We start from the raw sequence: 24,254 nt of genomic DNA, 5'->3' as shown, positions 1-24,254 counted from the left end.
CCCGGGAGGCGGTGCGGATCGGACCCCTCCGACGCTATGGCCGGCACCGGTCAGTCGATCTCCACCTGCGCGCTCTACCTCTGTGCGTCCCGGGTCGCGGTACGCGCGCCGACCGGTACGACCCAGGTCGTACGCGGGCTCATCCGCCGGGGGTGACCAGCCCGCTCTCGTACGCCAGCACCACCGCCTGGACCCGGTCGCGCAGCTGGAGCTTGGCCAGGATGCGGCCGACGTGGGTCTTCACGGTCGCCTCGGCCACGTGCACCCGGGCGGCGATCTCGGCGTTGGACAGCCCCTGCGCGACGAGCAGCAGCACCTCGCGTTCCCGCTCGGTGAGCTGCGCCAGCCGGGGGTCGACGGTCGGGCCGGCGCCGAGCTGCCCGGCGAACCGGTCCAGCAGCGCCCGGGTGATCGACGGCGCCACCACCGAGTCGCCCTGGGCGACGACCCGGATCGCGGCCAGCAGCTCCTCCGGTGGGACGTTCTTGAGCAGGAAACCGCTCGCCCCGGCCTGGAGGGCGGCGAACGCGTCCGCCTCGGTGTCGAAGGTGGTGAGCACCAGCACCCGGGGCGGACCGGCGGGCCGGTCGGCGCAGAGCCGTCGGGTGGCCTCCACCCCGTCCATGGTCGGCATCCGGATGTCCATCACCACCACGTCGGCCTCGGTACGGGCCAGCACCCGCAGGGCGTCCGCGCCGTCGATGGCCTCCCCGACCACCTCCAGGTCGGCCTGCGAGTCCAGCACCATCCGGAACCCGGCGCGCACCAGCGCCTGGTCGTCCACGATCACCACGCGGATCGTCATGCCGCGATCACCTCCGTTGCGGGACCCGACGGTAGCGGTAGCCGTGCCTCGAGTTGCCAGCCCCCGCCCGTCCGGGGGCCGGCGGTGAGGCTGCCGTCGTACACCGTCACCCGCTCGCGCATGCCGAGCAGACCGTGACCGCCGGACGGTGCCGGGCTGACCACGGGGCGGCCGCGGCCGTCGTCGGCGGCCCGGACCACGACGGCGTCGGCGGTGTACGCGAGGGCCAGGTCGACGTGGGCGCCGACGCCGGCGTGCTTGAGCGCGTTGGTCAGCGCCTCCTGCACCACCCGGTAGACGGTCAGCTCCAGCCCCGGCGGCAGAGCCGGCGCGTCGCCGGTGACGGTGTGCCGGATGCTCAGCCCGGCGTCGCGGAACCGGGCCAGCAGGTCGGCCAGGTCGACCAGGGTCAGCCTGCGGTGCTCCGGCTCGGCGGGTACCGCCGAGTCCCCGGCGCCGGTCGGGCCCGCGTCGCGCAGGACACCGACCAGCCGGCGCATCTCCTCCAGGGCCTGCCGGCCGGTGTCGGCGACCACCTTCACCGCCGTGCGGGCCTGCTCCGGGTCGCGGTCCAGCATGAACCGCGCCCCGTCAGCCTGCACGATCATCACGGCCATGCTGTGCGCCACCACGTCGTGCAGCTCCCGGGCGATGCGGGTGCGTTCCTCGGCGACCGCGGCGCGGGACTCGGCCTCCCGCTCGCGTTCCAGGGTGGTGGCCCGCTCCTCCAGGCTGAGCACGTAGAGCCGACGGGTGCGCACGTTCAGCGCGACCAACCAGACCGCGCCGGTGACCAGCCCGTACCACAGCGCGGTCACCCACCACTGGACGACGCCGGGGGTCTGTGCGGCGGCGAGCAGCACGCCCACGGCGGCGACGCCACCGGCGAGCACGCCGTCGCGCAGCCGCCGACCGTACTTCACCACGCTGTAGAGGGTGATCAGGACGGCGACGTCGTAGACGAGCGGACCCCACCGGGCGACCACCTGGACCAGGGCCAGCGCCGCGACGGCCACTGTCACCGCGCCCGGGTGGGTACGCCGGAACAGCAGCGCCACCGCCATCGCCACACCGACCAGCGTGGCCGCCCAGCCGCCCGGCTGGTTCACCGCCGCGGTCAGGCTGACGAGCGCCACCAGGGCGGAGACGGCCACGTCGAAGGCGACGCCGCGCAGCGGGCGACCGAACATGGTGCGTCTCACGATCAGCCAGCGTACGTGCCGGGCGGCCCGTGGCCCGGCGTGCCCGGTCCGGTCGGGTGGCTTCGCGCCGGCGGCGGGTTCGACGCGGCGCGCCGGTGGGGCCGGTCACCCGCGCGGGGGCGGCGACACCGACCACCGCGAGGCTGTGCCAACGTGGGCAGACGTGAAGACCGCTGCCCCGCCCGAGCCCACCGTGCGCTGGCGTCCGCACCCGCTCGACCTGGTGGCGGTCGCCCTCGCGGTGGTCGGGGCCGCCTGTGCGCTGAGCGGGCTGCTGCCCCGCGCGGAGACCACCGCCACCCTGCACCGGATCCTGCCGCTGCTGCTCTTCCTCGGCACCGTGATCGTGCTCGCCGAGCTGACCGCCGCGGCCGGTGTCTTCGACGTGCTCGCCAGCCGGCTGGCCATCGCGTCGCGGGGCAGCTGGGTGGCGCTGTTCCTGCTGTGCGGCGGGCTGGCCACGGTGACCACCCTCGTGCTCAACCTCGACACCACCGCCGTGCTGCTCACCCCGGTGCTGCTCGCACTGGCCCGCACCCTGCGCGTCCCGGCGGCCCCCCTGGCGGTCACCACGGTCTGGCTGGCCAACACCGCCAGCCTGCTGCTGCCGGTGTCCAACCTGACCAACCTGCTCGCCGCGGACCGGGTCGGCCTGGCGCCCCTGGCGTACGCGCAGCGGATGGCGCTGCCGCAGCTCGCCGCCGTGGTGGTCACCATGGCGTTGCTCTGGTACGGCTGGTGGCGGCGCGACCGGCCGGCCGGGGGTCGTTTCGTCCCGCCGGCCCGGCATGTCCCGGCCGACCCGGTGCTGCACCGCACCGCGCTCTGCGGCTGCCTGCTCTTCGTCGCCGGCATCCTCGCCGGGGTGGAGATCGGGCTGGCCTCCAGCGTGGCGCTCGCGGTGGTGCTGCTCGGCTTCGTGGTCCGCTCCCCTGGCACGCTGCGTCCCGGCTTGGTGCCGGTACGGCTGCTGCTCTTCGTCGTCGGCCTGTTCCTGGTGGTGCAGACCCTCGGCCGGCACGGGCTGGACGACCTGGTGGGTGGCCTGCTCGGCGCCGACGGTGGAGCGTTGGGCGCGTTGCGGGCCGGCGGCACCGGCGCGCTGCTCGCGAACGCGGTGAACAACCTGCCCGCCTACCTGGCCGGCGAGTCGGTGCTGCCGGTGGCCGACCACACCCGCCTGCTGGCCCTGCTGATCGGCACCAACGTCGGCCCGCTGGCCGCCCCCTGGGCGTCGCTGGCCACCCTGCTGTGGTTCGAGCGGTGCCGGGCGGGCGGGGTAACGGTGCCGGTGACCCGGTTCGTGCTGACCAGCACGCTGCTCGCGGTCACCGGCGCGCTGGCGGCGGTCGGGGCGCTGCTGCTGGTGAGCTGAGCGCCGACCTCAGTCGGCGGGTCGGCGCACGACGAACATGAAGCACCCGTACACCACGTTGCGGCTGTGCAGCTGACACACCGCCGGGTCGGCGAACAGCTCGGCGATCACCGACTCCGGGTCCGTGCCGTCGTGCAGCCGTCCGCCGCAGATCCGGCCCTGCCGGTCGTACGCCCGCAGGACCTGGGGGCGCCCCCGCCACGCCGGTGGGTGGCCGTACGCCGCGTCGGGACCCGCGCAGGTGGCGGCGTGCGCGAACACCGGGCCGATCTCCCGGTACGGGCCGGCGGCGCCCGGCGGCGCGTACCCGAAGAGCAGCAGCTCCTCGCCCTGCTCGGCGTCGCGCAGGCAGCAGCGCAGGGGCTCTCCACCACCGGCCGGCAGCGCCTCGACCCGCTGGCCGGCGTCGTCGCGGCCGGTCCGTCGAATGGTGTCCAGCGCCGCGGCCGGCAGGGTGTGGACGCGGAACGTCGTGCTGTTCGTCATCCGCCCAGCCTGGCCCGGTGACGGCGCGGACGCTGGCGGCGATCGGACCTGGCGGTGGCCGGCCCGGCGTCAGCGACGCGCGGGGCGCGGGCCGACCAGCCGGCGGACCATCGGCGCGGCGTTCCACTTCGCGGCCCCGACCAGGTCGCGGGCGTGCTCCAGGACGGTGTAGTCGGGGCGGCTCAACCCGTCGGCGATGGCCCGGTCCAGGTCGTTGCCGCACCGGCTGAGCACGGTGTCGAAGTCGCGGCGCACCGGTTCCAGCAGGTCGTAGCCGAACGCGCGGTGCAGCCGGGCGAAGAGCGGCTTGTACAGCCGCACCCGCTCGTGCAGCCCCGACGAGTACGACATGGGGTGTTTCGGCCGCCGCAGGATGTAGTCCGGCAGCACGTCGGCGAACGCCCGCCGGACGATCCACTTCTCCTGACCGTGGCGCAGTTTCAGCCCCAGCGGCAGCCGCATCGCCAGCTCCACGACGCTGAGGTCGAGGAACGGCACCCGCGCCTCCACCCTGTGACCCATGGCGGCCCGGTCGACCCGCTGCAGCTCGGTGCGGCACAGGTTGCGGATCCGGTGCAGGAACAACCGCCGGGCTTCGGTCGGGCCGACCTGGTGGTACATCGGGTACCCGCCGAACAGCTCGTCGGAGCCGTCGCCGGTGAGCACCACCTTGATGCCCAGCTGCCCCAACCGCCGGAAGATCGGCACCGAGACCACCGCGTTGATGATGTCGCCGTACTCGGTCAGCTCCGAGATGCGGATGGCCTCGCGCACGTCGGCGAGCCGGATGTCGCGCGGCCGCAACTCGACCACCACATGCGGCACGTCGAGGTCGGCGGCGAGCCGCCTCGCGTACGCCACGTCGGGGCTGTCCGGCACACCGATGGTCACCGCCACGCAGTCCGGGTGGAGGTCCCGTACCTGGCGCAGGGTCAGCGAGCTGTCCAGCCCACCGGAGAGGACCACACCGACGGTGAGGTCGGTGTCCACCCGCATGCGGATGGCGTCGCTCAGCGCGGCACGGACGAGCAGGGCGGCCTCGTCCGGGTCGTCGATGACCGGCAGGCCCTCGCCGATGGTGAGCAGGTCGACGTACGGCCGCAGCCGCACGTGTCCGTCGGTCTCCGCCCACCCGTGGTGCCCGGGCGGCACCTCGCTGATCGGGGCGCGGTGCCCGACGAGCGCCTTGACCTCGGAGGCAAGGTGCAGGCAGCCGGGCCGGCGGGACCAGTACAGCGGCTTCACCCCGAGCGGATCGCGCGCCAGGTAGACCCGGCCGGTGGCGCGTTCGACGACGGCGAAGGCGTACTCGCCGCGCAGTCGCGTGACCGCCGCCTCACCCCACTGCTGGAAGGCGGCGAGTAGCACCTCGGTGTCGCTCTCGGTGCGGAAGACCTGCCCGAGCCGGGTGAGCTGCGTCCGCAGCTCCCGGTGGTTGAAGATCTCGCCGTTGAAGCAGAGCAGCAAGCGCTCGTCGGTGGAGGTCCACGGCTGCACCGCCCGGTCCCGGTCGACGACCCGCAGCCGGCGGGTGCCGGCGAGCAGACCGTTCTCGGCCCGGGTCTCGGTGACCTCGCCACGGGGTGCGAGGGCGGCGAGCATCCGCCGGAACGTCGCCGGGTCGGCCTCGGGGCCGATGCTCAACGCGATGCCGCACATCGGCTCAGACTCCCATCTCGGCCTCGTACGCCCGGCGTAGCCGGCGCCGGGCGGTGGGCGCGAGACACAGGTGCCAGGCCTGCCCCTCGTCGATCACGTTGATCTCGCCGGTCTCCTGCCGGGCCAGCAGCAGCTCCGCGAGGGCGTCCCGCGCGCCGAACCGCTCGAACCAGGCCAGCTCGACGTCGACCGAGTAGCCGAGGCAGTGCCCGCTGGGCAGCATCGCGGCGTAGCCCAGGCGCCGCAGCCGGTACTGGTGCTCGGTGCTGCGGACCAGGCTGGTCACCCACAGCGGCGGGGTGGCCGGCGGCGCGGCCGCGGCGAACTCGCGTCCGATGTCGTTGAGCAGGGCCACCACCTCGCGGCGGGCGCGGCGGAACAGCAGCCCGGCGGTGCGGGGGGTGGCGTCGGGCCGCAGCCGGCGGCGCACACCCCGTACGGCGCGACCCAGCGCCGTGGCCGGCTGCTCCTGGTACCGGAAGCGCAGCAGGTCCCGGCGGCGCAACCACTCCAGGTCGACCAGGTCGGCGCTGCCGTTGACCTGCTCGTCGGTGACGAACGTCGGGGCGTCCTGCCACCAGAACACGTCGATGCGCGAGAGCAGGTAGATCCGGACCAGCGCGGTGAGGTCCCGCGCGGACGTGCGCTCGTTCGGCTGGTAGCGGGCCATCTCCAGCAGCAGCGTCTCGCGGGCGCCGATCAGCCCCTGCGGGGTGGCGTCCAGGACCGCGGCGAGTGCCGGTTCGCGCAGCCGCTCATCGATGAGCACCTGCCGGGCCCGGGTGCTCGCCACGTCGGCCAGGGCACCCACCTCCACCAGCAACTCGGCGACGGCAGCCCGGTAGGCGGCCAGGTCGGGCGCGGCGGAGGAGAGTCGGCGCGGGGCCCTGCCGGAGGGCCGTCGACGGGCCGGCGCGGTGGGTGACACGGGCGAACCGGGCTGCTGTCCCGGACTACGGCTGGGCACTCGCATGACGGTCCCTTTCTCCGGTCACGACACTTGTGGTTCGCCCTGAAACACACCGTAATCATCGGGAACGGAATGGACCGAACAATCCTCCTATCTACCCTCGAACGGACCGATGTCGCACTCACCGATCCGCCTGCGACGGGGGTACGCGACGGTGGGCTGGCCGCGCAGCTCACCCACCGCCGGGCGCCGGCCGGGACCGTCAGTCACCGTCCGCGGCCACCAGCGCCTGCACCTCGGCGTACGACGGCAGCCCCTGCGGCACGGCCAGGGTGCCGTCGCGTACCCCGTCGACGGCGGCGAGCGCGGCGCCCAGCGCGGCGCGGAACAGCAGGGAGCCGGTGCTGACCCGGGCCACCCCGGCGGCACCCAGTTCGTCCAGGCCCGGCCCGGCCGGCTGGTACAACGCGTTCACCGGCGCGTCGATCCGTTCGGTCAGCAGCCGCAGCGCCGCCAGGTCGATGGCGCCGGGCACGAAGATCCCGTCGGCGCCGGCGGCCCGGTAGGCACGCGCCCGGGCCAGGGTCTGCGCCAGCGGGTCGTCCACCCCGAGCCACCAGGTGTCGGTGCGGGCGTTGACGAACAGGCCCGGCGCCGCCGCTGTGATCGCCGCGACCTTGTCGGCGACGCACTCCGGCTCGGCCAGGGTGCCGTCGGCACGCCCGTCCTCGAGGTTGATGCCCACCACGCCGAGCCCGGCCAGCTCGGCCACGTATCCGGCGACCGCCGCCGGGTCGTCGCTGAATCCGGCTTCGATGTCGACGGTGAGCAGCACCGGCAGGGTGGCGAGGCGGCGGGCCAGGGTCAGGGTCTCGGCGGCGGTGGCCGCGGTGCCGTCGGGTCGGCCGGCGGCGGCGGCGACCCCGAGGCTGGTGGTGCCGATCGCCGGGTGGCCACGCGCGGCGAGCGCCGCCGCCGACGCGTGGTCCCAGGCGTTCGGCAGCAGCAGGGGTCGAGCGGCGTGGTGCAGGGCGCGGAAAGCCGCGACACGGTCGGTCATCGAACGCTCACCTCCAGGTTCGTCGGGACACGCAGGGTCGGGTGCGGCTCGTGGCGCAGGTCGGTCGGGGCGCGCCGGCAGCGTTCCCGCAGCACGTCGAACACCCCGACCGCGAGGGACAGGGCGTGCCGGTCGCCGGGGCAGCCGCGCTCCCCCGCGCCGAAGGTGAGCGGCCCGGCGCCGGACCGGCCGGGCCGGAACGAGCCGGGCTCGGCGAACACCTCCGGGTCACGGTTCGCGGCGTCGAACCGCAGCAGCACCGGGCTGCCCGGCGGCAGGTCCCGGCCGCCCAGCCGTACCGCGGCGGTGGTGACCCGTCGGGTGGCCCGCACCGGCGGGTCGAGCCGCAGCACCTCGGCCAGCAGGTCGGCGCTGCCCACCCGCGCCGTCGCCCGCAGGGCCGGCGGGGTGAGCAGGTGGTGTGCGGCGGCGCCGATCAGGCCGGCGGTCGCGTCGCAGGCCTGGACCAGGAGGCCGATCAGGTTCGCCCGCACCTGCGCCGGGCTCGGCGGCGAGAGCGCCAGCAACGCCGCCACCGCACCGTCCGCGCGCCGCAGCAACGCCGGGTCGACCCCCGGGTGGTACGCGGCGGCGACGACCGCGACCGCCGTACCGGCGGCGACCGGATCGGCGAGACCGAGCCGGGTGGCCAGCACCCGCAGCGGTACCGGACGGGCCAGTTCGGCCATCACGTCGACACGACCGTCGGCCCGGTCGAGCGCCGCGGCTGTCAGCCCGGCCGCCTCGTGCAGCAGCTCGTCCGGATCCACGGTGGCCAGCGCCGACACGCCGATCGCCCGGCGCTCGGCGTGCCGGTGCGGCGGACTGAACCGGCTCACGGTGGCACGCAGCCAGGCGAGCGTGCCCGGCGGACCAGCGTCGACGGCCGGCACCACGAAGGCCGGACCGGTCAGGACAGCTCGGACGTCGGCGTACCGGGTCACCCGCCAACCGATGTCCGGGGCGAACGTGGGCGGCTCACACGCGGGCGTTCCGGCGGCGGGCGGTACGACGGGCCAGGCATCGGTCATCGTCCGACCGTAGGTGTGTGACCGTTCGCTCCCCGCCGAACAGTCCGCGCCTCGCGGCCATGGTCCGGGGCGTTCGTCCTCGGCTCCCGCTGACCCGGCGCGACGCAGGAGTCAGGCGCGGCCGCCGGTGGGCTGCGGCGCCGGGGTGGGGGCGAGGGTGTGCTCGGCGACGGCCAGGGTCTCGGCCAGGGCGGACCGACCGGCAGGGGTGACGCGGACGACGCGACCGGTCCCCCGGGTGATCCAGCCCAGCTCGGTGAAGCGACGGCAGAGCGCCGCCCCGAGTCCTCCGGCCAGGTGCGCTCGACGCTCGGTCCAGTCCAGGCAGTCGCGGACCACCGGGCGCCGGCCGCTGCGCAGCACCTGCACGGGTACGCCCAGCCCGGCCGCCCACGCCCACCCGTCGGGCGTCAGCGTCAACCCGCTGGCCCGGTCCAGCCGACCGTCGGCAAGCAGCGCGTCGTACATGAGCACGCCCAGCCGTCCGGCGAGGTGGTCGTAACAGGTCCGGGCGTACGCCAGGGCGGCGCCGGCGGTGGTGGCGCGCAGCGACCCGGTCGGCGCGGGTGGGGCCGGGGCGTGCCCGGCCAGGCTCTCGATCAGCTGGGCCACCGTCGGCCCGGCCAGCCGCAGGTAGCGGTGCCGGCCCTGGCGTTCCTCGACCAGTAGCCCACCCCGGACGAGGCGGGTGAGGTGGTCGCTGGCGGTCGACGGCGCGACTCCGGCCCGCCGGGCCAGCTCCCCGGCTGTCCAGGCGCGGCCGTCGAGCAGCGCGAGGCAGATGGCGGCCCGGGTGCCGTCGGCCAGCAGGGCGGCCAGCTCGGCCAGGCCCCGACCCTCGGTGACTGCGCTCATCGTCCCATCATCGTCCCGGCCCGCCGCGCCTGCGGAGCCGGGTCGTGCCGCGCCGACGGGACCGGCGCGAGTCGGTGGCCAGCCCTTTACAACGTTGTATCCATCGTTGTAGAAACGGTGGCACACACCGACCCTTGTCGACACCCGCCCACTCTCCCGAGGCAGGTCCCCATGCGACACCTCCGCCGCGGCGGCGCGCTCGCCGCCGCGCTCGGTCTGATTCTGGCCGCGACCGCACCCGTCCACACGGCCAGCGCCGACAGCCCGTCGCGCTACAGCAATCCGATCTCCACCGCCGTCGGCGACACCTTCGCCGACCCGGTCATCGTCCGTGGCGACGACGGCTTCTGGTACGCCTACGGCACCACCGACCCGCTGCGGGAGGGCGAGCGCGAGTTCCACCGGGTACCCACCGCCCGCTCGGCCGACCTGGTCGACTGGACGTACGTCGGCGACGCGTTCGGCCCCGACCAGCGCCCGCCGTACGCGGCGCCGGGCGCGGCGTTCTGGGCGCCGGACGTGCGCCGGATCGGCGACCGGTGGGTCATGTACGTGACGGTCACCGACACCACCGTCTCGGCCGAGGGCAGCGACTACGCCATCGGCGCCGCCACCGCGCCCTCGCCGACCGGCCCGTGGACCTTAGCCCCCGAGCCGGTCGTCGCGCCGCGCCCCGGCGGTGGCGGCGGTTACCTGTGGACCATCGACCCCAGCCAGTTCACCGACGTCGACGGACGCGGCTACCTCTACTACGGCAGCTACTACGGCGGCATCTCGGTCACCGAGCTCAGCCCGGACGGTTTGACCGCCGTGGGCACGCCGACCCTGGTGGCGATCGACAACAAGTTCGAGGGCAGCTACGTCCTGCGCCACGACGAGTGGTACTACCTGTTCGCGTCCACCGCGAACTGCTGCGCCGGCCCGGCCACCGGCTACTCCGTCCAGGTCGGCCGGGCGCGCACCCCGCGTGGCCCGTTCACCGACCGCGACGGGATCGCGCTCACCGCCTCCGGGCCGGCGGCACGCCGGTGCTCACCCAGAACGGCAACCGCTGGATCGGCACCGGGCACAACGGGTTCCTCACCGACCTGTCCGGTCAGGACTGGATCGTCTACCACGCGATCGACCGCGCCGACCCGTACCTCGACGAGCCGTTCGGCATCAACGAACGCCCGATGCTGCTGGACCGTCTGGACTGGATCGACGGTTGGCCGACGGTGAACGCCGGCGCCGGCCCCTCCGAGGGCAACCGGCCCGCGCCGGTCACGACCGGTCGGATCGACGAGAGGTTCGACACCGCCGGGCTCGCCGGCTGGCGACGCGACGCGGGCCGATGGCGGGTCACCGACGGCCGGCTCACCGGCAGCGGCGCGCTCACCAGCCGTACCACGGTCGGCGGTGACGTGCGGGCGGAGGCCGACCTGCGGCTGACCGGCGCGGCCAGCGCCGGGATCACCCTCGGCGACCGGGTCGAGGTCCGCGTGGACGCTGCCGCCGGCCGGCTCGTCGCCAGCGACGGCCGCCGTCAGACCACCGCACCGCTGCCCGCCGGGCTCGACCTGGCCGACCGGCACAACCTGGCCATCGAGGTACGCGGACAGCACCTCGTCGCCGAACTGAGCCCCGCCCGCCTCGGCGACCAGCTCGCCGTGGTGTCGCTGCGGCTGGACCGCCCGGTCGTCGGCCGGACCGGGCTGAGCGCCACCGGCGGCACCGCCGAGTTCGACAACGTCAGCGTCGCGCGCCTGTACCAGCCGGTCAGACGAGCAGTGCCCGAGCCGCGGGTCGGGGCGCTCCTGCGGGCGTACTCCGACGAGTTCGGGGACGGCCTCGACGACGGCTGGCAGTGGGTCCGCGAGGACCCGGCGGCAGGCGTCGCCGGCGGTGCGCTGCGCTGGCCGGTGCAGGCCGCCGACCTGACCGGCACCGGCAACACGGCGGGCGTGCTGCTGCGCGACGCCCCGCGCGGCGACTACGTCGCGGAGACGAAGGTGACGCTGGAACTGGGCGAGGAGACGGTCCGCAACTACCAGCAGGCCGGCCTCGTCGCGTACGTGGACGACGACCGTTTCGCCCGGCTGACGCAGGTGGCGATCTGGAACACCCGGCAGGTCGAGTACGGCTACGAGCTGCCGTTCGCCGGCCAGCCGGTGTACGGCGGCAGCATCGTCGGCACCCCGGCCACCACGACCTGGCTGCGGCTGGCGCACCACGTCGATCCGGTCACCGGTGAGCACGAGTACCGGGCGGGTTCCAGCCGCGACGGGCGTACCTGGACGTGGGGTGCGGTGTGGACCTTCCCGGCCGACACCACGCCGCGGATCGGGCTGGTCGCCCATGGCGGCGCCGAGCCGGCGGTCACCGCGCACTTCGACTACCTGCGCTTCTACCGCTAGGGCACGCGCCCGGGGCCCTCCGTCACGTGGACGGAGGCCCCCGGGCCGGTGGCGCTGAGGGTCAGGCCGGTGGCGCCGGCATCAGGTGCGCGTTGAAGCCGCCAGGGGACCGCCGCCGGTCCGGCGCTGTAGGCCAACCCGGCACCGCCGTGCCGCGCTTGCCTCCTGCCCTACCCTGAAGGGGCCACGGCGCCACCACGGCAAGTCGTGGCCCTAGCGCCCGTACCCTGGGCGGATAGAAGTAGCCGCATGAACTGGACGACGTTCAGAAGCGACCGCACCCCTCGCCGACTCCGCGCCGTTTCCGACCTGGAGTTTCCTGCCAGCGGCCGACAGCATCTACGAAATCGGTATCCCCATCTCAGCGACGACGACATCGTCCTGGTCGAAACCGCGACCCGGCAATGGTTCCGGCTCATCGTCCGCCATCCGAGCACGAAGCTGTCGATGCCGTCGGTGGTCGTGGACGATCTGTGGCAGCAGCTGACCCTGCACACTCGGGACTACGCCGCCTTCTGCGAGGCCGCGTTCGGGCGCCACCTGCACCACGAGCCGAGGCCGACGACGAGTGGTGACACCACGAATGCCACCCGCGGCTCCCAGCTGCTCGCCACGCTGAGCCACGGCCGCCGGGACGAGGGTTGTGGCCCCAGCGACCTTCCCCTGCTGTTCCGGCTGGACCAGGAGCTCCACGTCCACGACGGCAACCGCTACCTGGTCGACTGCGGAGGCCGTGGCGAGTGCTTCCCGGTCGCCAACCGGATCTGCCTGCAACACCTGGCAGGGCCGGGCAGGCCACCCAGGCCGCGCGGCATTCGCGGCGATCTGCCCTTCAACGACGGTCGCCACGGCTACGCCGGTGGCGCGGGAGGCGTTGGTGGCAGCAACTGAGGCCCTCGCGGACGCGCGACCCTAGCGGAGCCGCGCGAGCGGGGTCACCGTCCGGTCCGTGCCGTCGTAGCTGCGGGCGGCGGCGAACGCGCCAGTCGGGCGCTGCCCACCGGTGACCGCACGGGCCATCCGCAGGTCCGCGTTGCGGAACCGCAGGGCCAGGCTCAGGTGCGGCACCCACGCCCCCGGGGCGTGCCACGGACGCTGCCCGTCGGCCTCGGCGAGAACGTCCCAGACGGCGGCGTGCAGCGCGCTCAGCGCCGGCGTCGGCCGTACCAGCCAGACCAGCGGCGCGCTCCCGTCGAGGACGACGACCCGGTCGAGCGTGACCGGCACCGGTAGCCCGGCGTCGAACAGCTCGGCCAGTCGCTGCCCGGCGCCGTGCGGGAACTCGTCGACGGCGGCGAGGGTCAGGTGCGGCCGGTTGGTCGGATGGATGTTGCGGGCCAGGCTGGGCAGCCCGGCGGCCGCCAACCGGGTCCAGACCGCGCGGACCGCGGCGTCCAACCCGGGCGAGCAGACCAGTTCCACCGTACGCACATGCCCACCGTAGCCGGATGGGTCAGAGCCAGCCGTTGTCCTGGGCGGTACGCACCGCCTCGGCCCGGTCGACCGCGCCGAGCTTCTGCACGGCGGCCGAGAGGTGGTTGCGGACGGTGCCCGTGGACAGGTGCACCCGGCGGGCGATCACCGCGACCGGGGCGCCGAACTCGGCCAGCCGCAGTGTCTCCAACTCCCGGGGCGTCAGCGGGCAGGCGGGCAGGGTCAGCGCGTCGGCGGCCAGCGACGGGTCGACGTACCGGCCGCCGGCGTGCACCCGCCGGATCACGTCGGCCAGCGCACCGCCCGGCGAGCCCTTGGGCACGAAACCGCGCGCGCCGGCGGTCAGGGCCTGCCGCAGGTGCCCCGGACGGCCGTGCCCGGTGAGCACGACCACCGCGCACTCAGGACGGACGCGGGCCAGTTCGGCGGCCACCGCGATGCCGTCCAGGCCGGGCATCTCCAGGTCCACCACGGCCACGTCCGGGCGGTGGGCCAGCGTCGCGGTGACCGCCGAGGGTCCGTCGGCGGCCTGGGCCACCACGTCGAGGTCCGGTTCCAGGCCGAGCAGGGCGGCGACCGCGACCCGGATCAGGTCCTCGTCGTCGGCGAGCAGGACGCGGATCACGACGACACCGGCACGGTGACCTCGAGGGTGAACACCGCGTCCTGGCGGCGTACCCGCAGCTCTCCCCCGACCGCGGCGAGCCGGTCGGCGAGGCCGCGCAGGCCGTGGCTGTGGTCGTCCGGGCCCCGGTCGTCGGCGCCGTCGTTGACGACAGTCATCGTGGCCACCTTCTCCTCCCGGTCGATGCGGATCCGGCACCAGTCGGCCCGGCTGTGCCGCAACACGTTGGTGCCCGCCTCGCGCAGCACCGCCGCCAGTTCGCCGGCCGCCGGCGGACGAGCCTGCCCCTCGCGCCGGAACGCCGGCAGGGTCAACGGCATGGAGAAGACACGGATGTACGCCGACACCGCCGTTCCCGTACCGCCGCCCGGGCCGTTGCCGACCGACCAGCCGGCACGCTCCGACGCGGCGCCGGCCGGCGGCACATGGCGCCTGCTGTGGCATCTCGGCGAGATGGCGCTCGCGATGATCGCCGGAATGGTGCTGCTCGGGCCGCTGTGGGAGACGGCCGGCGCCCCGCTGGGGCTCAGCGGGGCGCTGGGCCGCGCGGACGTGGCCGCGCTGGTGATGGCCACCAACATGACCGTCGGGATGACGGTGTGGATGCGCTGCCGGGCGCACCACTGGCGGGGGATCGTCGAGATGGCCGCCGCGATGTACGTGCCGTTCCTGCTGCTGCTCGTCCCGTTCTGGGCCGGTGTGCTGGACGGCGACGCGCTGCTGGTCGGCGGGCACCTGCTGATGGTGCCGGCGATGGTGCTGGTGGCGGTGCGGCACCGGCACGAGCCGCCGGCGGTGATTCGGCGGCGTCCGGCCGTGGTGGCGCTCGCCCGTCGCTGGCCGACCGGGCTGGCGCTGCTGGTGACCGTGGACATGTGGGTGGATCCCTTCGTGCTCAGCCCGTGGACGATGCTGGTGCTGCCCGGCGGTTACCTGCTGATCGGCGTGGTCCGCCGCTCGCTGGGCGGGCCGGGCGTGCTCGCCACGCAGCTCGTGGGTCTGGCCGCCTGGGTGACCCTGACGCTTGTCGCGGTCGCCGTCGGCGGGCGGACGGCCTCCTGGCTGGTGGCGTTCGGGTGGCTGGCGCACGCCGGCTGGGACCTGGCGCACCACCGCACCGGCCGGGTGGTGCCGCGCGGCTACGCCGAGTGGTGCGGAGTGCTCGACGCGGCACTCGCTGGCACGATGATCCTCGCGATCCTGACCACCGGCGACTGACCCGGGTGCGCTCTTGTGCCGGTCGCCGCAGCGGGCCGGACGGCGTGATGAAAGGCTTGGCACATGAGTTCCGCACCTGCACAGCACGACGCACCGACCGACACCACCCCCGACGGCACCGACGAGGCGAACGCCTTCACGGAGCTCGGGCTGCGCGCCGAACTGCTGGGCGCCCTGGCCGCCCTCGGTTACGAGGAGCCGACCCCCATCCAGCGGGAGGCGATCCCACCGCTGCTCGACGGCCGGGACCTGCTCGGTCAGGCCGCCACCGGCACCGGCAAGACGGCGGCGTTCGCGCTGCCGCTGCTGCACCGGATGGTGGCGCACCGCGACGGCGGGGACCCGGTGGCGCTGGTGCTGGTGCCGACGCGGGAGCTGGCGGTGCAGGTGTCCGAGGCGTTCCACCGCTACGGCAAGGACCTGGGCGCGCGGGTGCTGCCGATCTACGGCGGGCAGCCGATCGGGCGGCAGCTGCGGGCGTTGGACAGCGGGGTGGACGTGGTGGTGGCCACCCCGGGCCGGGCCCTGGACCACATCGCCCGGGGCACCCTGCGCCTGGGCGGCCTCGCCACGGTGGTGCTCGACGAGGCCGACGAGATGCTCGACATGGGTTTCGCCGAGGACATCGAGGCGATCCTGGAGCACGCGCCGGCGCAGCGCCAGACGGTGCTCTTCTCGGCCACCATGCCGTCCCGGATCGACGGGATGGCCCGCCAGCACCTGCGCGAGCCGGTCCGGATCGAGATCGGCCGGGAGCAGACGGTCGCCGGTGAGGCGCCCCGGGTGCGGCAGAGCGCGTACATCGTGACGCGGGCGCACAAGCCGGCCGCGCTGGGCCGGGTACTCGACGTGGAGTCGCCGACCGCCGCGATCGTCTTCTGCCGCAGCCGGGAGGAGGTGGACCGGCTGACCGAGACGATGAACGGCCGGGGCTACCGCTCCGAGGCGCTGCACGGCGGGATGAGCCAGGAACAGCGCGACCGGGTGATGGGCCGGCTGCGGGCGGGCACCGCCGACCTGCTGGTCGCCACCGACGTGGCGGCCCGTGGCTTGGACGTCGAGCAGCTCACCCACGTCGTGAACTACGACGTGCCGTCGGCGCCGGAGTCGTACGTGCACCGGATCGGCCGGGTGGGCCGGGCCGGCCGGGAGGGTGTGGCGATCACCCTGGCCGAGCCGCGCGAGCACCGGATGCTCAAGACCATCGAGCGGGTGACCGGCCAGCGGATCACCATCGACAAGATCCCCACGGTGGCGGACATGCGGACCCGCCGGCTGGAGCTGACCCAGGCGGCCCTGCGGGAGAGCCTGCTGGAGGACGACCTGGACCCGTTCCGGGTGATCGTGGAGACGCTTACCGACGAGTTCGACCTGATGGAGGTCGCCCTCGCCGCGGTGAAGCTGGCGCACGAGGTGACGTCCCCGGGCTCCGACGACGAGGAGGAGATCCCGCAGGTGCCGGTGCGCGGCCCGCGCGAGGGCCGGCCGGAGGCCGGTGGCCGGGGCGGGGACCGGCGCGGCGGGGGCCGGCCGCGTCCCGGCGGCAACACCGTGCAGGTCTTCGTCGGCCTGGGCAGGCGCGCCGGGGTGCGCCCGCAGGATCTGGTCGGCGCCATCACCGGGGAGACAGGTATCCGCGGCCGGGACATCGGCTCGATCGAGATCGCCGACCGGTTCTCGCTGGTGGAGGTGCCGCAGGGAGTGGCCGACGAGGTGATCTCCGGATTACGCTCCAGCACCATCAAGGGCCGCAAGGCCACGGTCCGCCGGGACCGCGGCGGCGAGGGGCGCTGAGCACGCCGCCGGCGACCCCCGGGGTACGACGGTCGCCGGCGAACGGCTCAGAAGGAGTACGGCCCGAAGCGGCCCCAGGCGACCACGGCGGCGAGGACGAGCAGCACCGTGCAGGTGATCGCGCCCTGGATCTCCGTCCGACGCTCGGCCGTCGTGTCGCGCTTCTTCCGGTCCCGCAGGTGCACCAGGATGCCGCCGACCATGACGATGACCAGCCCGACGGCGGCCAGCGGGGTGAGCACGGTGGCGATGCCGGTGAGGGCGGGCAGCACCAGCCCGACGGCGGCCAGCACCTCGACCGCGCCGAGGGCCTTCACCTGGGTCGGCGGGACCGGGTCCACCCACCGCATCACGTCGCGCAGCTTCTCCTTGGGCTGGGTCAGCTTGGCCAGGCCGGCGCCGGCGAAGACGACGGCGAGCAGGATCTGGATTATCCAGAGCACCAGGTTCACGGGGGTTACCTCCGGGGGCACCGCCTCGCGGCGGAGAGGTGATTGAGGGTTGCAGGCGAGACAGTAGCCCTCGCTGCGCGGACAGCCATGACCCCCGCCGTCCGTGAGGACGACGGGGGTCATCGATGCGGGCAGGGGTCAGGCCGCGAAGAGCGCCGGACCGTCCAGCGCCTGGACGTCGGCCGGGCGCAGCGCCAGGGCGAGCACGTCGGCCACGTCGGCCAGGGTGTGCACGGTCAGCGCCTCGCGCACCTCGGTCGGCAGGTCGTCCAGGTCGGGCTCGTTACGCGCCGGGATGATCACCTCGGTGAGGCCGGCCCGGTGCGCGGCGAGCAGCTTCTGCTTCACCCCGCCGATCGGCAGCACCCGCCCGGAGAGCGTCACCTCGCCGGTCATCCCGAACTCCGGGCGGACCGGGCGGCCGGTGACCAGCGAGGCCAGGGCCGTCACCATGGTGATGCCGGCGCTCGGGCCGTCCTTGGGCACCGCGCCCGCCGGGAAGTGGACGTGGATCCGGCGCCCGGCCAGGACGTTCGGGTCGATGCCGAACCGTCGCCCGTTGGAGCGCAGGTACGACAGCGCGATGTGCGCCGACTCCTTCATCACGTCACCGAGTTGGCCGGTCAGGGTCAGCCCCGGCTCGCCCTCCATGCTTGTCGCCTCGATGAAGAGCACGTCCCCACCGGCGCCGGTGACGGCGAGGCCGGTGGCCACACCGGGCACCGCGGTGCGCTCGGCCGACTCCGGGGTGAACTTCGGCCGACCCAGGTAGCCGGTGAGGTTGTCGGTGTCGACGCGTACCGGCGACGGGTCGGTCGCCAGCGTCACCGCCACCTTGCGCAGGATCTTGGCGAGGCCACGTTCGAGCTGCCGGACACCGGCCTCCCGGGTGTACTCCCCCGCGATCAGCGCGAGGGCCTCGTCGGCGATCTCCACTTCGTCGGCGGTCAGCCCGGCCCGCTCCCGCTGCCGGGGCAGCAGGTGGTCCCGGGCGATGGCGACCTTCTCGTCCTCGGTGTACCCGTCCAGGGTGACGAGCTCCATCCGGTCCAGCAGCGGGCCGGGGATGGACTCCACCACGTTTGCGGTGGCCAGGAAGAGCACGTCGGACAGGTCCAGGTCGACCTCCAGGTAGTGGTCCCGGAAGGTGTGGTTCTGCGCCGGGTCGAGGACCTCCAGCAGAGCGGCGGCCGGGTCACCGGCGTAACCGGCGGCCAGCTTGTCCACCTCGTCGAGGAGCACGACCGGGTTCATCGAGCCGGCCTCGCGCAGCGCGCGGACGATCCGACCGGGCAGCGCGCCGACGTAGGTGCGCCGGTGCCCGCGGATCTCCGCCTCGTCGCGGACACCACCGAGCGACACCCGGACGAAGTTGCGTCCGAGCGCCCGGGCCACCGACTCGCCGAGGCTGGTCTTGCCGACCCCGGGAGGACCGGCGAGGGCGAGCACCGCGCCGGAGCCGCGACCGCCGACCACGCCGAGGTTGCGCTCGGCCCGCCGGTTGCGCACCGCCAGGTACTCCAGGATGCGGTCCTTCACGTCGGCCAGGCCGGCGTGGTCGGCGTCGAGCACCGCCCGAGCCGCGGCCAGGTCGGTGTTGTCCTGGGTACGCGTGCCCCACGGCATCTCGAGCACGGTGTCGAGCCAGGTACGGATCCAGCCCGCCTCCGGGGAGGCGTCACTGGCCCGCTCCAACTTGCCGACCTCGCGCAGGGCCGCCTCGCGGACCTTCTCCGGCAGCTCGGCGCTCTCCACCCGGCTGCGATAGTCGGCCGAGCCGTCCGGCTCGTCCTCGCCCAGCTCCTTGCGGATGGCGGCGAGCTGCTGGCGCAGCAGGAACTCCCGCTGTGACTTCTCCAGCCCCTCGCGGACGTCGCTGTTGATCTGCTCGGTGACCTCCTGCTCGGCCAGGTAGTCCTTCACCCAGCCGACCAGCAGCTCCAGCCGGGCGGTGACGTCCGGCGCGGCGAGCAGCTCGGTCTTCTGCTCCAGGGTGAGCCAGGGCGCGTAGCCGGCCGAGTCGGCCAGCTCGGACAGGTCGGTCATCCGCTCCACGGCGTCGATGACCTGCCAGGCGCCACGCTGCTGGAGCACGGAGGTCACCAGGGCGCGGTACTCGCGGGCGAGTTCCCGGGCGCGGCCGGCAGGAGCGGGTTCGTCGAGTTCGGTCGCCTCGACCCAGAGTGCCGCGCCGGGGCCGGGCACGCCGGAGCCGATCCGGGCCCGGGACAGGCCACGGACCACGGCGGCGGGCTCGCCGTCGGGCAGCCGGCCGACCTTCTCGATGGTGGCGACCACGCCGACGGGGCCGTACTCGCCGTCGATGCGCGGCACGGCCAGCAGCCTGCGGTCGTCGGTCGTCCGTGCGGCGTCGATCGCGGCCTGGGTGGTCGGGTCGAGGGTCACCGGGATCACCATGCCGGGCAGCAGCACGGCGTCGGTCAGGGGAAGTACCGGAAGAGTTGCCATCGAACACCTGCTATCGCGTTGGGTTGAGCGTGTCTCACTCAAGTAACAAAGCGTTCCCCTTGTTCCGCGATGTGACCCAGACCACTCCTGCGGCCGTCCCTCGGGTCACCGGAACTCGCCCTTGCCGCCGGTCAGCGGACCGGATGCGCGGCGACAACGGGCTTGGCACGCCCTAGCGTTCGCAGATCCACCCGGCGCACCTCGTTCGGTGCCGGGCGGCATGATCGGTACCCAACGGGGAACGGCCCGGACATGCCGGGCAGCTCCACCCTTCGTATCGCGGTGGTGGACGATCACCCCCTTCTCGTCCGAGGCCTCGAGCTGCTGCTGTCGGTGACCAGCGACGGTCGCGCCGAGGTCGTCGGCTCGACCGGCGACGCGGCGACCGCCGCGGGTCTGGTCAGTCGCTGCCTCCCGGACCTCGTCCTGGTCGACCTGCACGTCCCACCGCCCGGTGGCGTCCGGGCCGTGGCGGCGATCCGGCGGACCACTCCCCAGACACGGGTGGTCGCGATGTCCGGTTCCACCGACCCGGCACCGGTGCTGGAGGCGCTGCGCGCCGGCGCCGAGGGGTATCTGCCCAAGAACAGCGGGCCGGAGGAACTGCTACCCCTGCTGCTGGCCGTCCTCGACGGCTGGGCGGTTCTGCCGGCGGAACTGCTCCGCGTCCTGCTGCGACCATCGCGCTTCACACCTGTCGACCTGGACGGTGCGGAACGCCGCCTGCTGTGCGCCATAGCCGCCGGCCGCCACACCGTCGATATCGCCGAGGAACTGCACGTCTCGGAGCGGACGGTGAAACGGATGACCGCCGCGCTTCTGCGCAAGCTGCGAGTGGCCAACCGGGCGGAGGCGGCCGCCGTGGCCGGTCAGGCCGGCCTGCTCGAATGAGGCCGGACCGCGATTCGGTGCCGATTCGCGGTTTCCCGTCACCGAATCGCGACGCGCCGAAATGAATGCGGCGCATATTGTTGCGGATTCCCCGGGTAGTAGGTCAGACTTTGGACACATCCCGCCACACACAGGGAGTAATCGGCAATGGCGAGAAAAGTAATCACGGTCCTGACCGACGACCTCGACGGCGGGAAGGCTGACCGGACGGTCGAGTTCAGTCTCGACGGCGTGGCCTACACGATCGACGTCTCGGACGAGAATGCCGGCGTCCTGCGCAAGGCGCTGGATCCGTACATCAATGCGGGCCGGCGCATCGGGCGAGGCGCCGTGGAGAACACCCGGACCGTTCGGCGTCCGGGTCGACCCAGCGGCGCGGGAATGGATCGGGAGCAGAACCGGGCCATCCGGGAATGGGCCGTCAAGAACGGCTACAAGATTTCCGAGCGAGGCCGGATCCCGGTCGAGGTCGTCGAGGCGTACAAGAACCGCTGACCGGACGACACGCAGACGGGGTCGCGCCGAAAACGGCGCGGCCCCGTCATATTGTCGGCACTCCTCGTGACGGCGGCGGCCGGTCACCCCGGGCTGTCCCGCCCCGGGTGACCGGCCGCCACCGGTCGTACGGCGACTCAGTTGACCGTGACACGCACCGAGTCGAACGCCGGCGTCTGGTTGGCGCGCTCCATCATCGGCAGACGGTGCGAACCGTCACCGGCCCAGACCGAACACTGCGCGGTTCCCGACTCCGGCAGACCCGGGATCTGGATGGTCACCTCGTCCGGCTCGGTGCCACCGCGGCCGTCCTCGGTGGCCACGAAGAACGCCGGCACCTCCTGCGGCTCCGGCGGGGTGGTCAGGCTGTCCAGCATCCGGCACGCCGTGTGGAAGTGCCCCCGAACCAGGCCCTGGGCGTTGAGCAGAGAGCTCTCCACGTAGTACCCGCCCTGACCGGCGGCCAGGAAGCGGTCCCGGACCAGGTTGCGGGTGCTGACCCGGAGCGTGAACGGCTGGTTGCGGCCCACCTGCTGGGGGAACTGGGTGATCAGCAGGGAGGGGTTGTTGGCGGCGGCGCCGACCTCGCCGAACGCGGTGCTGACGCAGCGGTTGCCGTTCTGGAAGCCGTCGTGCGCCTGGAGCTGGCTCTCGTCGCAGTTGTTGGCCAGTACGCCGAGCCCCGCGCCGGGAGCGTTGCCGCCGTTGTTCCCACCGCCGTTGTTGTTCCCACCGCCGTTGTTGCCACCGTTGCCGGTGCCACCGCCCGTGTTTCCACCGCCCGTGTTTCCACCACCGGTGCTGCCACCGTTGTTGCCACCGCCGCTGCTGCCGCCGGTCGGCTGCACCTGACACTCGGCGAGCTGCGCCAGACCCTGCGGGCGCGGCCCGACCCGGTCGATGGCGGTCGTGATGCGGTCCAGCACCGCGCGGCGCTTGCCCGCCAGCGGCTGGAGGATCGCGGTGCGGATGAAGGCCTCACCCTTGTTGCCCTCGGCCGCCAGGCGGCGGTCGGCCTCCGCGATCTGGGTCGTCAACTGGGCGAGGTTGCGGTCCACCTCGGCCCGGGCCCGCTCCGGCACCTGCGGCAGCTTCGACGCCACATCCGGACAGGCCACAGCCGAGCCGGTGCCCACCGTGCCGTCCTTGCCGTCCTCACACTCCGGGACCGACTGCTGCCCGTCACCCCAGTGGTTACGCACCCACCGGCCGTTCTGCCAGGTCCGGGTGGTCGAACCATTTCCGCTCGGCGCGGTCGCGCCCGGGCTGGGTTCCACGCACTGCCCCGCGGCCGGGCGGGGTTTGTTGGTCCGCCGATCCTGGGCCGACGAAATCTGGGTCACGGCGACAACTCCGCCGAAGACCACGAGCGTGCCGACAACGGCCAGCAGACGCTTGCTCCGCGCGTTGCCGGATGGCCGGCGCGCCCGAGTGGACCTGCGCATCGAATTGCTCTCCTTCTCGATCCGGTACTGGATTCCTGCCCTCGGCGGACCGACGGATTTGAGATGGCACGCGTCAACGGCGGCCACCACGACCTACCGGGTGATGTGTCGACGGCCGACGATGCCCTTTCCGCACCGTCCCCGCGTCGGGTCGACGCGGATGGGGAGATCCTCTTCATTCGCGCAGGAGTACGGGACGGCGCGCGGGAAGGTTCAACCGGAGCGCAGAAAATTGTCGCGAGCCGACCCGGAGCGAGGTCAGCTGGGGAACCGGGCGCTGGTCAGTCGGCGCACAGGTGGTCGAAGGCGAACCCGCCGACCAGCTCGTCGCGGCGACGGCTCAGCGCGGCGATCTGCGCCGTCAGCTCAGCGCGGGGCAGAAGCCCCGCGTCGTCGGTCCCGGCGGCGCGCAGCCGCTCCCCGACGGCCACCGTGGCGAGGTCCTCGGCCAACCGGGCCGCGTCGACGCCGCAGGAGAACCGGTGCTCGGTCACCGAGACCCGCTCCACGAGGCAGGCGTCGGGGCGCACCTGCACCCAGCTCCACCCCTGCGCCGGGCCGTCCGCCCAGCGCACGTGCAGTCCACGCACGATCGGGTCGGCGAGCCGCCCGGCCACGTACGCGTCGACCGCCGCGGCGCGGGTCAACGCGCCGAGGTCGTTCACCGGGCCGGTACGGCCGTCCGGCAGCCGGCCGAGGATGTCCCGGAAGCCCACCGGGGCCGGCTCGTCGTCCCCGCCCGCGCCCAGCCCGGCGCCCGCCGCGTACGCCCTGGCGTCGATCACGTACTCCATCAGGCGTCGGCCCTGCTCGGCGGCCCGCAGCGTCGGCGAGCCGATCCGCAGCACGGGCAGCCCCACCGCGGCGCTCACCGCGTCCGTCAGGCGTTCGGCGCGCTGCTCGGCCGAACCGGCCGGTGGCACCGGGCCGATCTCCACGGCGACGACCGGCCGTCCGGTGTCGGCGGCGCAGAGGACGAAGTCGAACGCGGCCCGGCTCGCCGAACTCCACTGGCTGCCGGTGACACCCGGTGGGCGTCCCTGGACGAGGTCGCTGAGCCGACGCGCCGCGTACACCCGGTGGCCGGCACGACTGAGCAGCGCGCCCCCGCCGTCGGCGGGCGCCGCCCGCAGCCAGCCGCGCTCGTCGGTGCCGGTGCTCGTCATCTGCCTGATCCATCCGCCGGTCGGTCGGGCCGGGCCGAGTCTAGGTGGTCGATCATGGCGCGCGCCTCGCCGGTGCGGCCGACACTCCGCCCCGGCCGGTCGGTCCACCGATCGGCGGTGGCTACTCGGCGGCGCCCATCACAGCCCCTCGATGGTTGCTTCTGCCGGATCGGTTCCAGCCGGTCCACCACCGGGCAGATTACAACGTTGTAGAAGCGTGTCAAGGGTCAGTGGACCGCGCCAGACCTGCGGGCGAGGCTGTGAGCCGGATCACAGCTCAGTCGTGTTCCAGAGGTCCCCGCTCGGTGTAAGCAGCGGGGTCGCCGGTAGCGGGCCGGCCGGGAGGTCAGCATGTCGCGACAGCAGGTCGGCGGCCTCGCCGACAGCGCTCCGGGCGCTCGCCCACGCCCCACCGACAGTCCTCGACCTGCTCGCCGGCCTCGCCGGGCCGGCGATCCGACCATTCTGCGGCGGCCGCGTGCCGAC

23 protein-coding genes are annotated in these 24,254 nt (G+C 73.9%); 8 read left to right on the top strand and 15 right to left on the bottom strand.

The features are described from left to right. Window positions 1-139: 139 nt before the first annotated feature. On the bottom strand, window positions 140-805 hold the full coding sequence (locus FHG89_RS23375) for a response regulator (protein WP_139586555.1): 666 nt from the start codon (window positions 803-805) through the stop codon (window positions 140-142). Then, the gene (locus tag FHG89_RS23370; protein ID WP_139586554.1) at window positions 802-2,013 is read right to left on the bottom strand and encodes a sensor histidine kinase; all 1,212 of its coding nucleotides are present in this window, start codon (window positions 2,011-2,013) and stop codon (window positions 802-804) included. The genes FHG89_RS23375 and FHG89_RS23370 overlap by 4 nt, the downstream gene beginning before the upstream one ends. Window positions 2,014-2,170: 157 nt before the next feature. On the opposite strand from FHG89_RS23370, the gene FHG89_RS23365 reads away from it, so the two are divergent. Beyond that, window positions 2,171-3,382, top strand: a complete 1,212-nt coding sequence (locus FHG89_RS23365) for an ArsB/NhaD family transporter (protein ID WP_139586553.1) — start codon at window positions 2,171-2,173, stop codon at window positions 3,380-3,382. 9 nt (window positions 3,383-3,391) lie between these two features. Here FHG89_RS23365 and FHG89_RS23360 read toward each other — a convergent pair whose 3' ends face one another. From FHG89_RS23360 to FHG89_RS23335, 6 genes are all read right to left on the bottom strand, one after another. After that, complete coding sequence (locus tag FHG89_RS23360) at window positions 3,392-3,868, bottom strand: DUF1203 domain-containing protein (protein WP_139586552.1); 477 nt, start codon at window positions 3,866-3,868, stop codon at window positions 3,392-3,394. A 69-nt stretch (window positions 3,869-3,937) separates the two neighbouring features. Next, window positions 3,938-5,527: an asparagine synthetase B family protein gene (locus tag FHG89_RS23355; protein WP_139586551.1), complete on the bottom strand. Its 1,590-nt coding sequence runs from the start codon at window positions 5,525-5,527 to the stop codon at window positions 3,938-3,940. A 4-nt stretch (window positions 5,528-5,531) separates the two neighbouring features. Beyond that, window positions 5,532-6,500 (bottom strand): DUF5715 family protein, encoded by a 969-nt coding sequence (locus tag FHG89_RS23350; RefSeq protein WP_139586550.1) that lies wholly within the window; start codon window positions 6,498-6,500, stop codon window positions 5,532-5,534. Between the two features lie 199 nt (window positions 6,501-6,699). Beyond that, window positions 6,700-7,497 (bottom strand): isocitrate lyase/PEP mutase family protein, encoded by a 798-nt coding sequence (locus tag FHG89_RS23345; RefSeq protein ID WP_139586549.1) that lies wholly within the window; start codon window positions 7,495-7,497, stop codon window positions 6,700-6,702. After that, on the bottom strand, window positions 7,494-8,528 hold the full coding sequence (locus FHG89_RS23340; RefSeq protein ID WP_139586548.1) for a cytochrome P450: 1,035 nt from the start codon (window positions 8,526-8,528) through the stop codon (window positions 7,494-7,496). Before FHG89_RS23340 ends, FHG89_RS23345 begins: the two co-directional genes overlap by 4 nt. Window positions 8,529-8,639: 111 nt before the next feature. After that, window positions 8,640-9,383, bottom strand: coding sequence for an ArsR/SmtB family transcription factor (locus tag FHG89_RS23335; RefSeq protein ID WP_139586547.1), 744 nt, complete (start codon window positions 9,381-9,383; stop codon window positions 8,640-8,642). Window positions 9,384-9,554: 171 nt separating this feature from the next. Between FHG89_RS23335 and FHG89_RS33925 the strand changes: the two genes are divergently transcribed. The 3 genes from FHG89_RS33925 (at window position 9,555) to FHG89_RS23325 (ending at window position 12,670) form a co-directional block, all read left to right on the top strand. After that, complete coding sequence (locus FHG89_RS33925) at window positions 9,555-10,604, top strand: family 43 glycosylhydrolase (RefSeq protein ID WP_244295744.1); 1,050 nt, start codon at window positions 9,555-9,557, stop codon at window positions 10,602-10,604. Further along, window positions 10,559-11,779: a DUF1349 domain-containing protein gene (locus FHG89_RS33920; RefSeq protein ID WP_244295742.1), complete on the top strand. Its 1,221-nt coding sequence runs from the start codon at window positions 10,559-10,561 to the stop codon at window positions 11,777-11,779. Before FHG89_RS33925 ends, FHG89_RS33920 begins: the two co-directional genes overlap by 46 nt. Before the next feature lie 447 nt (window positions 11,780-12,226). Continuing rightward, window positions 12,227-12,670 (top strand): glycine-rich domain-containing protein, encoded by a 444-nt coding sequence (locus FHG89_RS23325; RefSeq protein WP_139586546.1) that lies wholly within the window; start codon window positions 12,227-12,229, stop codon window positions 12,668-12,670. 21 nt (window positions 12,671-12,691) lie between these two features. Here FHG89_RS23325 and FHG89_RS23320 read toward each other — a convergent pair whose 3' ends face one another. From FHG89_RS23320 to FHG89_RS23310, 3 genes are read right to left on the bottom strand one after another with little or no spacing between them, the layout of a single operon-like run. Next, window positions 12,692-13,210: a 2'-5' RNA ligase family protein gene (locus FHG89_RS23320; RefSeq protein WP_139586545.1), complete on the bottom strand. Its 519-nt coding sequence runs from the start codon at window positions 13,208-13,210 to the stop codon at window positions 12,692-12,694. Window positions 13,211-13,232: 22 nt separating this feature from the next. Then, on the bottom strand, window positions 13,233-13,838 hold the full coding sequence (locus FHG89_RS23315) for a response regulator transcription factor (RefSeq protein WP_139586544.1): 606 nt from the start codon (window positions 13,836-13,838) through the stop codon (window positions 13,233-13,235). Next, a complete protein-coding gene (locus FHG89_RS23310; protein ID WP_208761073.1) occupies window positions 13,835-14,185 on the bottom strand; it encodes an ATP-binding protein in 351 nt (116 codons plus the stop codon). Before FHG89_RS23310 ends, FHG89_RS23315 begins: the two co-directional genes overlap by 4 nt. Between FHG89_RS23310 and FHG89_RS23305 the strand changes: the two genes are divergently transcribed. Continuing rightward, window positions 14,157-15,056 (top strand): hypothetical protein, encoded by a 900-nt coding sequence (locus tag FHG89_RS23305; protein ID WP_208761072.1) that lies wholly within the window; start codon window positions 14,157-14,159, stop codon window positions 15,054-15,056. The genes FHG89_RS23310 and FHG89_RS23305 overlap by 29 nt on opposite strands. Window positions 15,057-15,119: 63 nt before the next feature. Continuing rightward, the gene (locus FHG89_RS23300) at window positions 15,120-16,850 is read left to right on the top strand and encodes a DEAD/DEAH box helicase (protein WP_139586543.1); all 1,731 of its coding nucleotides are present in this window, start codon (window positions 15,120-15,122) and stop codon (window positions 16,848-16,850) included. 47 nt (window positions 16,851-16,897) lie between these two features. Here the strand turns inward: FHG89_RS23300 and FHG89_RS23295 are convergent, their stop codons facing one another. Continuing rightward, window positions 16,898-17,302, bottom strand: a complete 405-nt coding sequence (locus FHG89_RS23295) for a DoxX family protein (protein WP_139586542.1) — start codon at window positions 17,300-17,302, stop codon at window positions 16,898-16,900. A 138-nt stretch (window positions 17,303-17,440) separates the two neighbouring features. Continuing rightward, window positions 17,441-19,771 (bottom strand): endopeptidase La, encoded by a 2,331-nt coding sequence (gene lon, locus FHG89_RS23290; protein ID WP_139586541.1) that lies wholly within the window; start codon window positions 19,769-19,771, stop codon window positions 17,441-17,443. A 285-nt stretch (window positions 19,772-20,056) separates the two neighbouring features. Between lon and FHG89_RS23285 the strand changes: the two genes are divergently transcribed. Both FHG89_RS23285 and FHG89_RS23280 read left to right on the top strand, forming a co-directional pair. After that, complete coding sequence (locus tag FHG89_RS23285; RefSeq protein WP_244295740.1) at window positions 20,057-20,662, top strand: response regulator transcription factor; 606 nt, start codon at window positions 20,057-20,059, stop codon at window positions 20,660-20,662. Between the two features lie 147 nt (window positions 20,663-20,809). Beyond that, complete coding sequence (locus tag FHG89_RS23280; RefSeq protein ID WP_139586539.1) at window positions 20,810-21,157, top strand: histone-like nucleoid-structuring protein Lsr2; 348 nt, start codon at window positions 20,810-20,812, stop codon at window positions 21,155-21,157. Between the two features lie 137 nt (window positions 21,158-21,294). Here FHG89_RS23280 and FHG89_RS33090 read toward each other — a convergent pair whose 3' ends face one another. Next, window positions 21,295-22,602 (bottom strand): hypothetical protein, encoded by a 1,308-nt coding sequence (locus FHG89_RS33090; protein ID WP_167517504.1) that lies wholly within the window; start codon window positions 22,600-22,602, stop codon window positions 21,295-21,297. Window positions 22,603-22,883: 281 nt separating this feature from the next. Beyond that, window positions 22,884-23,768: a DUF2726 domain-containing protein gene (locus FHG89_RS23270; RefSeq protein ID WP_139586538.1), complete on the bottom strand. Its 885-nt coding sequence runs from the start codon at window positions 23,766-23,768 to the stop codon at window positions 22,884-22,886. Window positions 23,769-24,254 lie beyond the last annotated feature (486 nt).

Source organism: Micromonospora orduensis (genome assembly GCF_006228125.1).
Taxonomy (GTDB): Bacteria; Actinomycetota; Actinomycetes; order Mycobacteriales; family Micromonosporaceae; genus Micromonospora; species Micromonospora orduensis.
The sequence above is the reverse complement of the archived record's forward strand: the minus strand, read 5'-3'. Positions and strand labels throughout refer to the sequence as shown.

Excerpts from the sequence above, each read along its gene's own strand:
- FHG89_RS23375 (WP_139586555.1), bottom strand. The coding sequence starts at position 805 with ATGACGATCCGCGTGGTGATCGTGGACGACCAGGCGCTGGTGCGCGCC.
- FHG89_RS23360 (WP_139586552.1), bottom strand. The coding sequence starts at position 3,868 with ATGACGAACAGCACGACGTTCCGCGTCCACACCCTGCCGGCCGCGGCG.
- FHG89_RS23355 (WP_139586551.1), bottom strand. The coding sequence starts at position 5,527 with ATGTGCGGCATCGCGTTGAGCATCGGCCCCGAGGCCGACCCGGCGACG.
- FHG89_RS23350 (WP_139586550.1), bottom strand. The coding sequence starts at position 6,500 with ATGCGAGTGCCCAGCCGTAGTCCGGGACAGCAGCCCGGTTCGCCCGTG.
- FHG89_RS23345 (WP_139586549.1), bottom strand. The coding sequence starts at position 7,497 with ATGACCGACCGTGTCGCGGCTTTCCGCGCCCTGCACCACGCCGCTCGA.
- FHG89_RS23340 (WP_139586548.1), bottom strand. The coding sequence starts at position 8,528 with ATGACCGATGCCTGGCCCGTCGTACCGCCCGCCGCCGGAACGCCCGCG.
- FHG89_RS23335 (WP_139586547.1), bottom strand. The coding sequence starts at position 9,383 with ATGAGCGCAGTCACCGAGGGTCGGGGCCTGGCCGAGCTGGCCGCCCTG.
- FHG89_RS33925 (WP_244295744.1), top strand. The coding sequence starts at position 9,555 with ATGCGACACCTCCGCCGCGGCGGCGCGCTCGCCGCCGCGCTCGGTCTG.
- FHG89_RS33920 (WP_244295742.1), top strand. The coding sequence starts at position 10,559 with ATGCTGCTGGACCGTCTGGACTGGATCGACGGTTGGCCGACGGTGAAC.
- FHG89_RS23325 (WP_139586546.1), top strand. The coding sequence starts at position 12,227 with ATGCCGTCGGTGGTCGTGGACGATCTGTGGCAGCAGCTGACCCTGCAC.
- FHG89_RS23305 (WP_208761072.1), top strand. The coding sequence starts at position 14,157 with ATGGAGAAGACACGGATGTACGCCGACACCGCCGTTCCCGTACCGCCG.
- FHG89_RS23300 (WP_139586543.1), top strand. The coding sequence starts at position 15,120 with ATGAGTTCCGCACCTGCACAGCACGACGCACCGACCGACACCACCCCC.
- lon (WP_139586541.1), bottom strand. The coding sequence starts at position 19,771 with ATGGCAACTCTTCCGGTACTTCCCCTGACCGACGCCGTGCTGCTGCCC.
- FHG89_RS23280 (WP_139586539.1), top strand. The coding sequence starts at position 20,810 with ATGGCGAGAAAAGTAATCACGGTCCTGACCGACGACCTCGACGGCGGG.
- FHG89_RS33090 (WP_167517504.1), bottom strand. The coding sequence starts at position 22,602 with ATGCGCAGGTCCACTCGGGCGCGCCGGCCATCCGGCAACGCGCGGAGC.
- FHG89_RS23270 (WP_139586538.1), bottom strand. The coding sequence starts at position 23,768 with ATGACGAGCACCGGCACCGACGAGCGCGGCTGGCTGCGGGCGGCGCCC.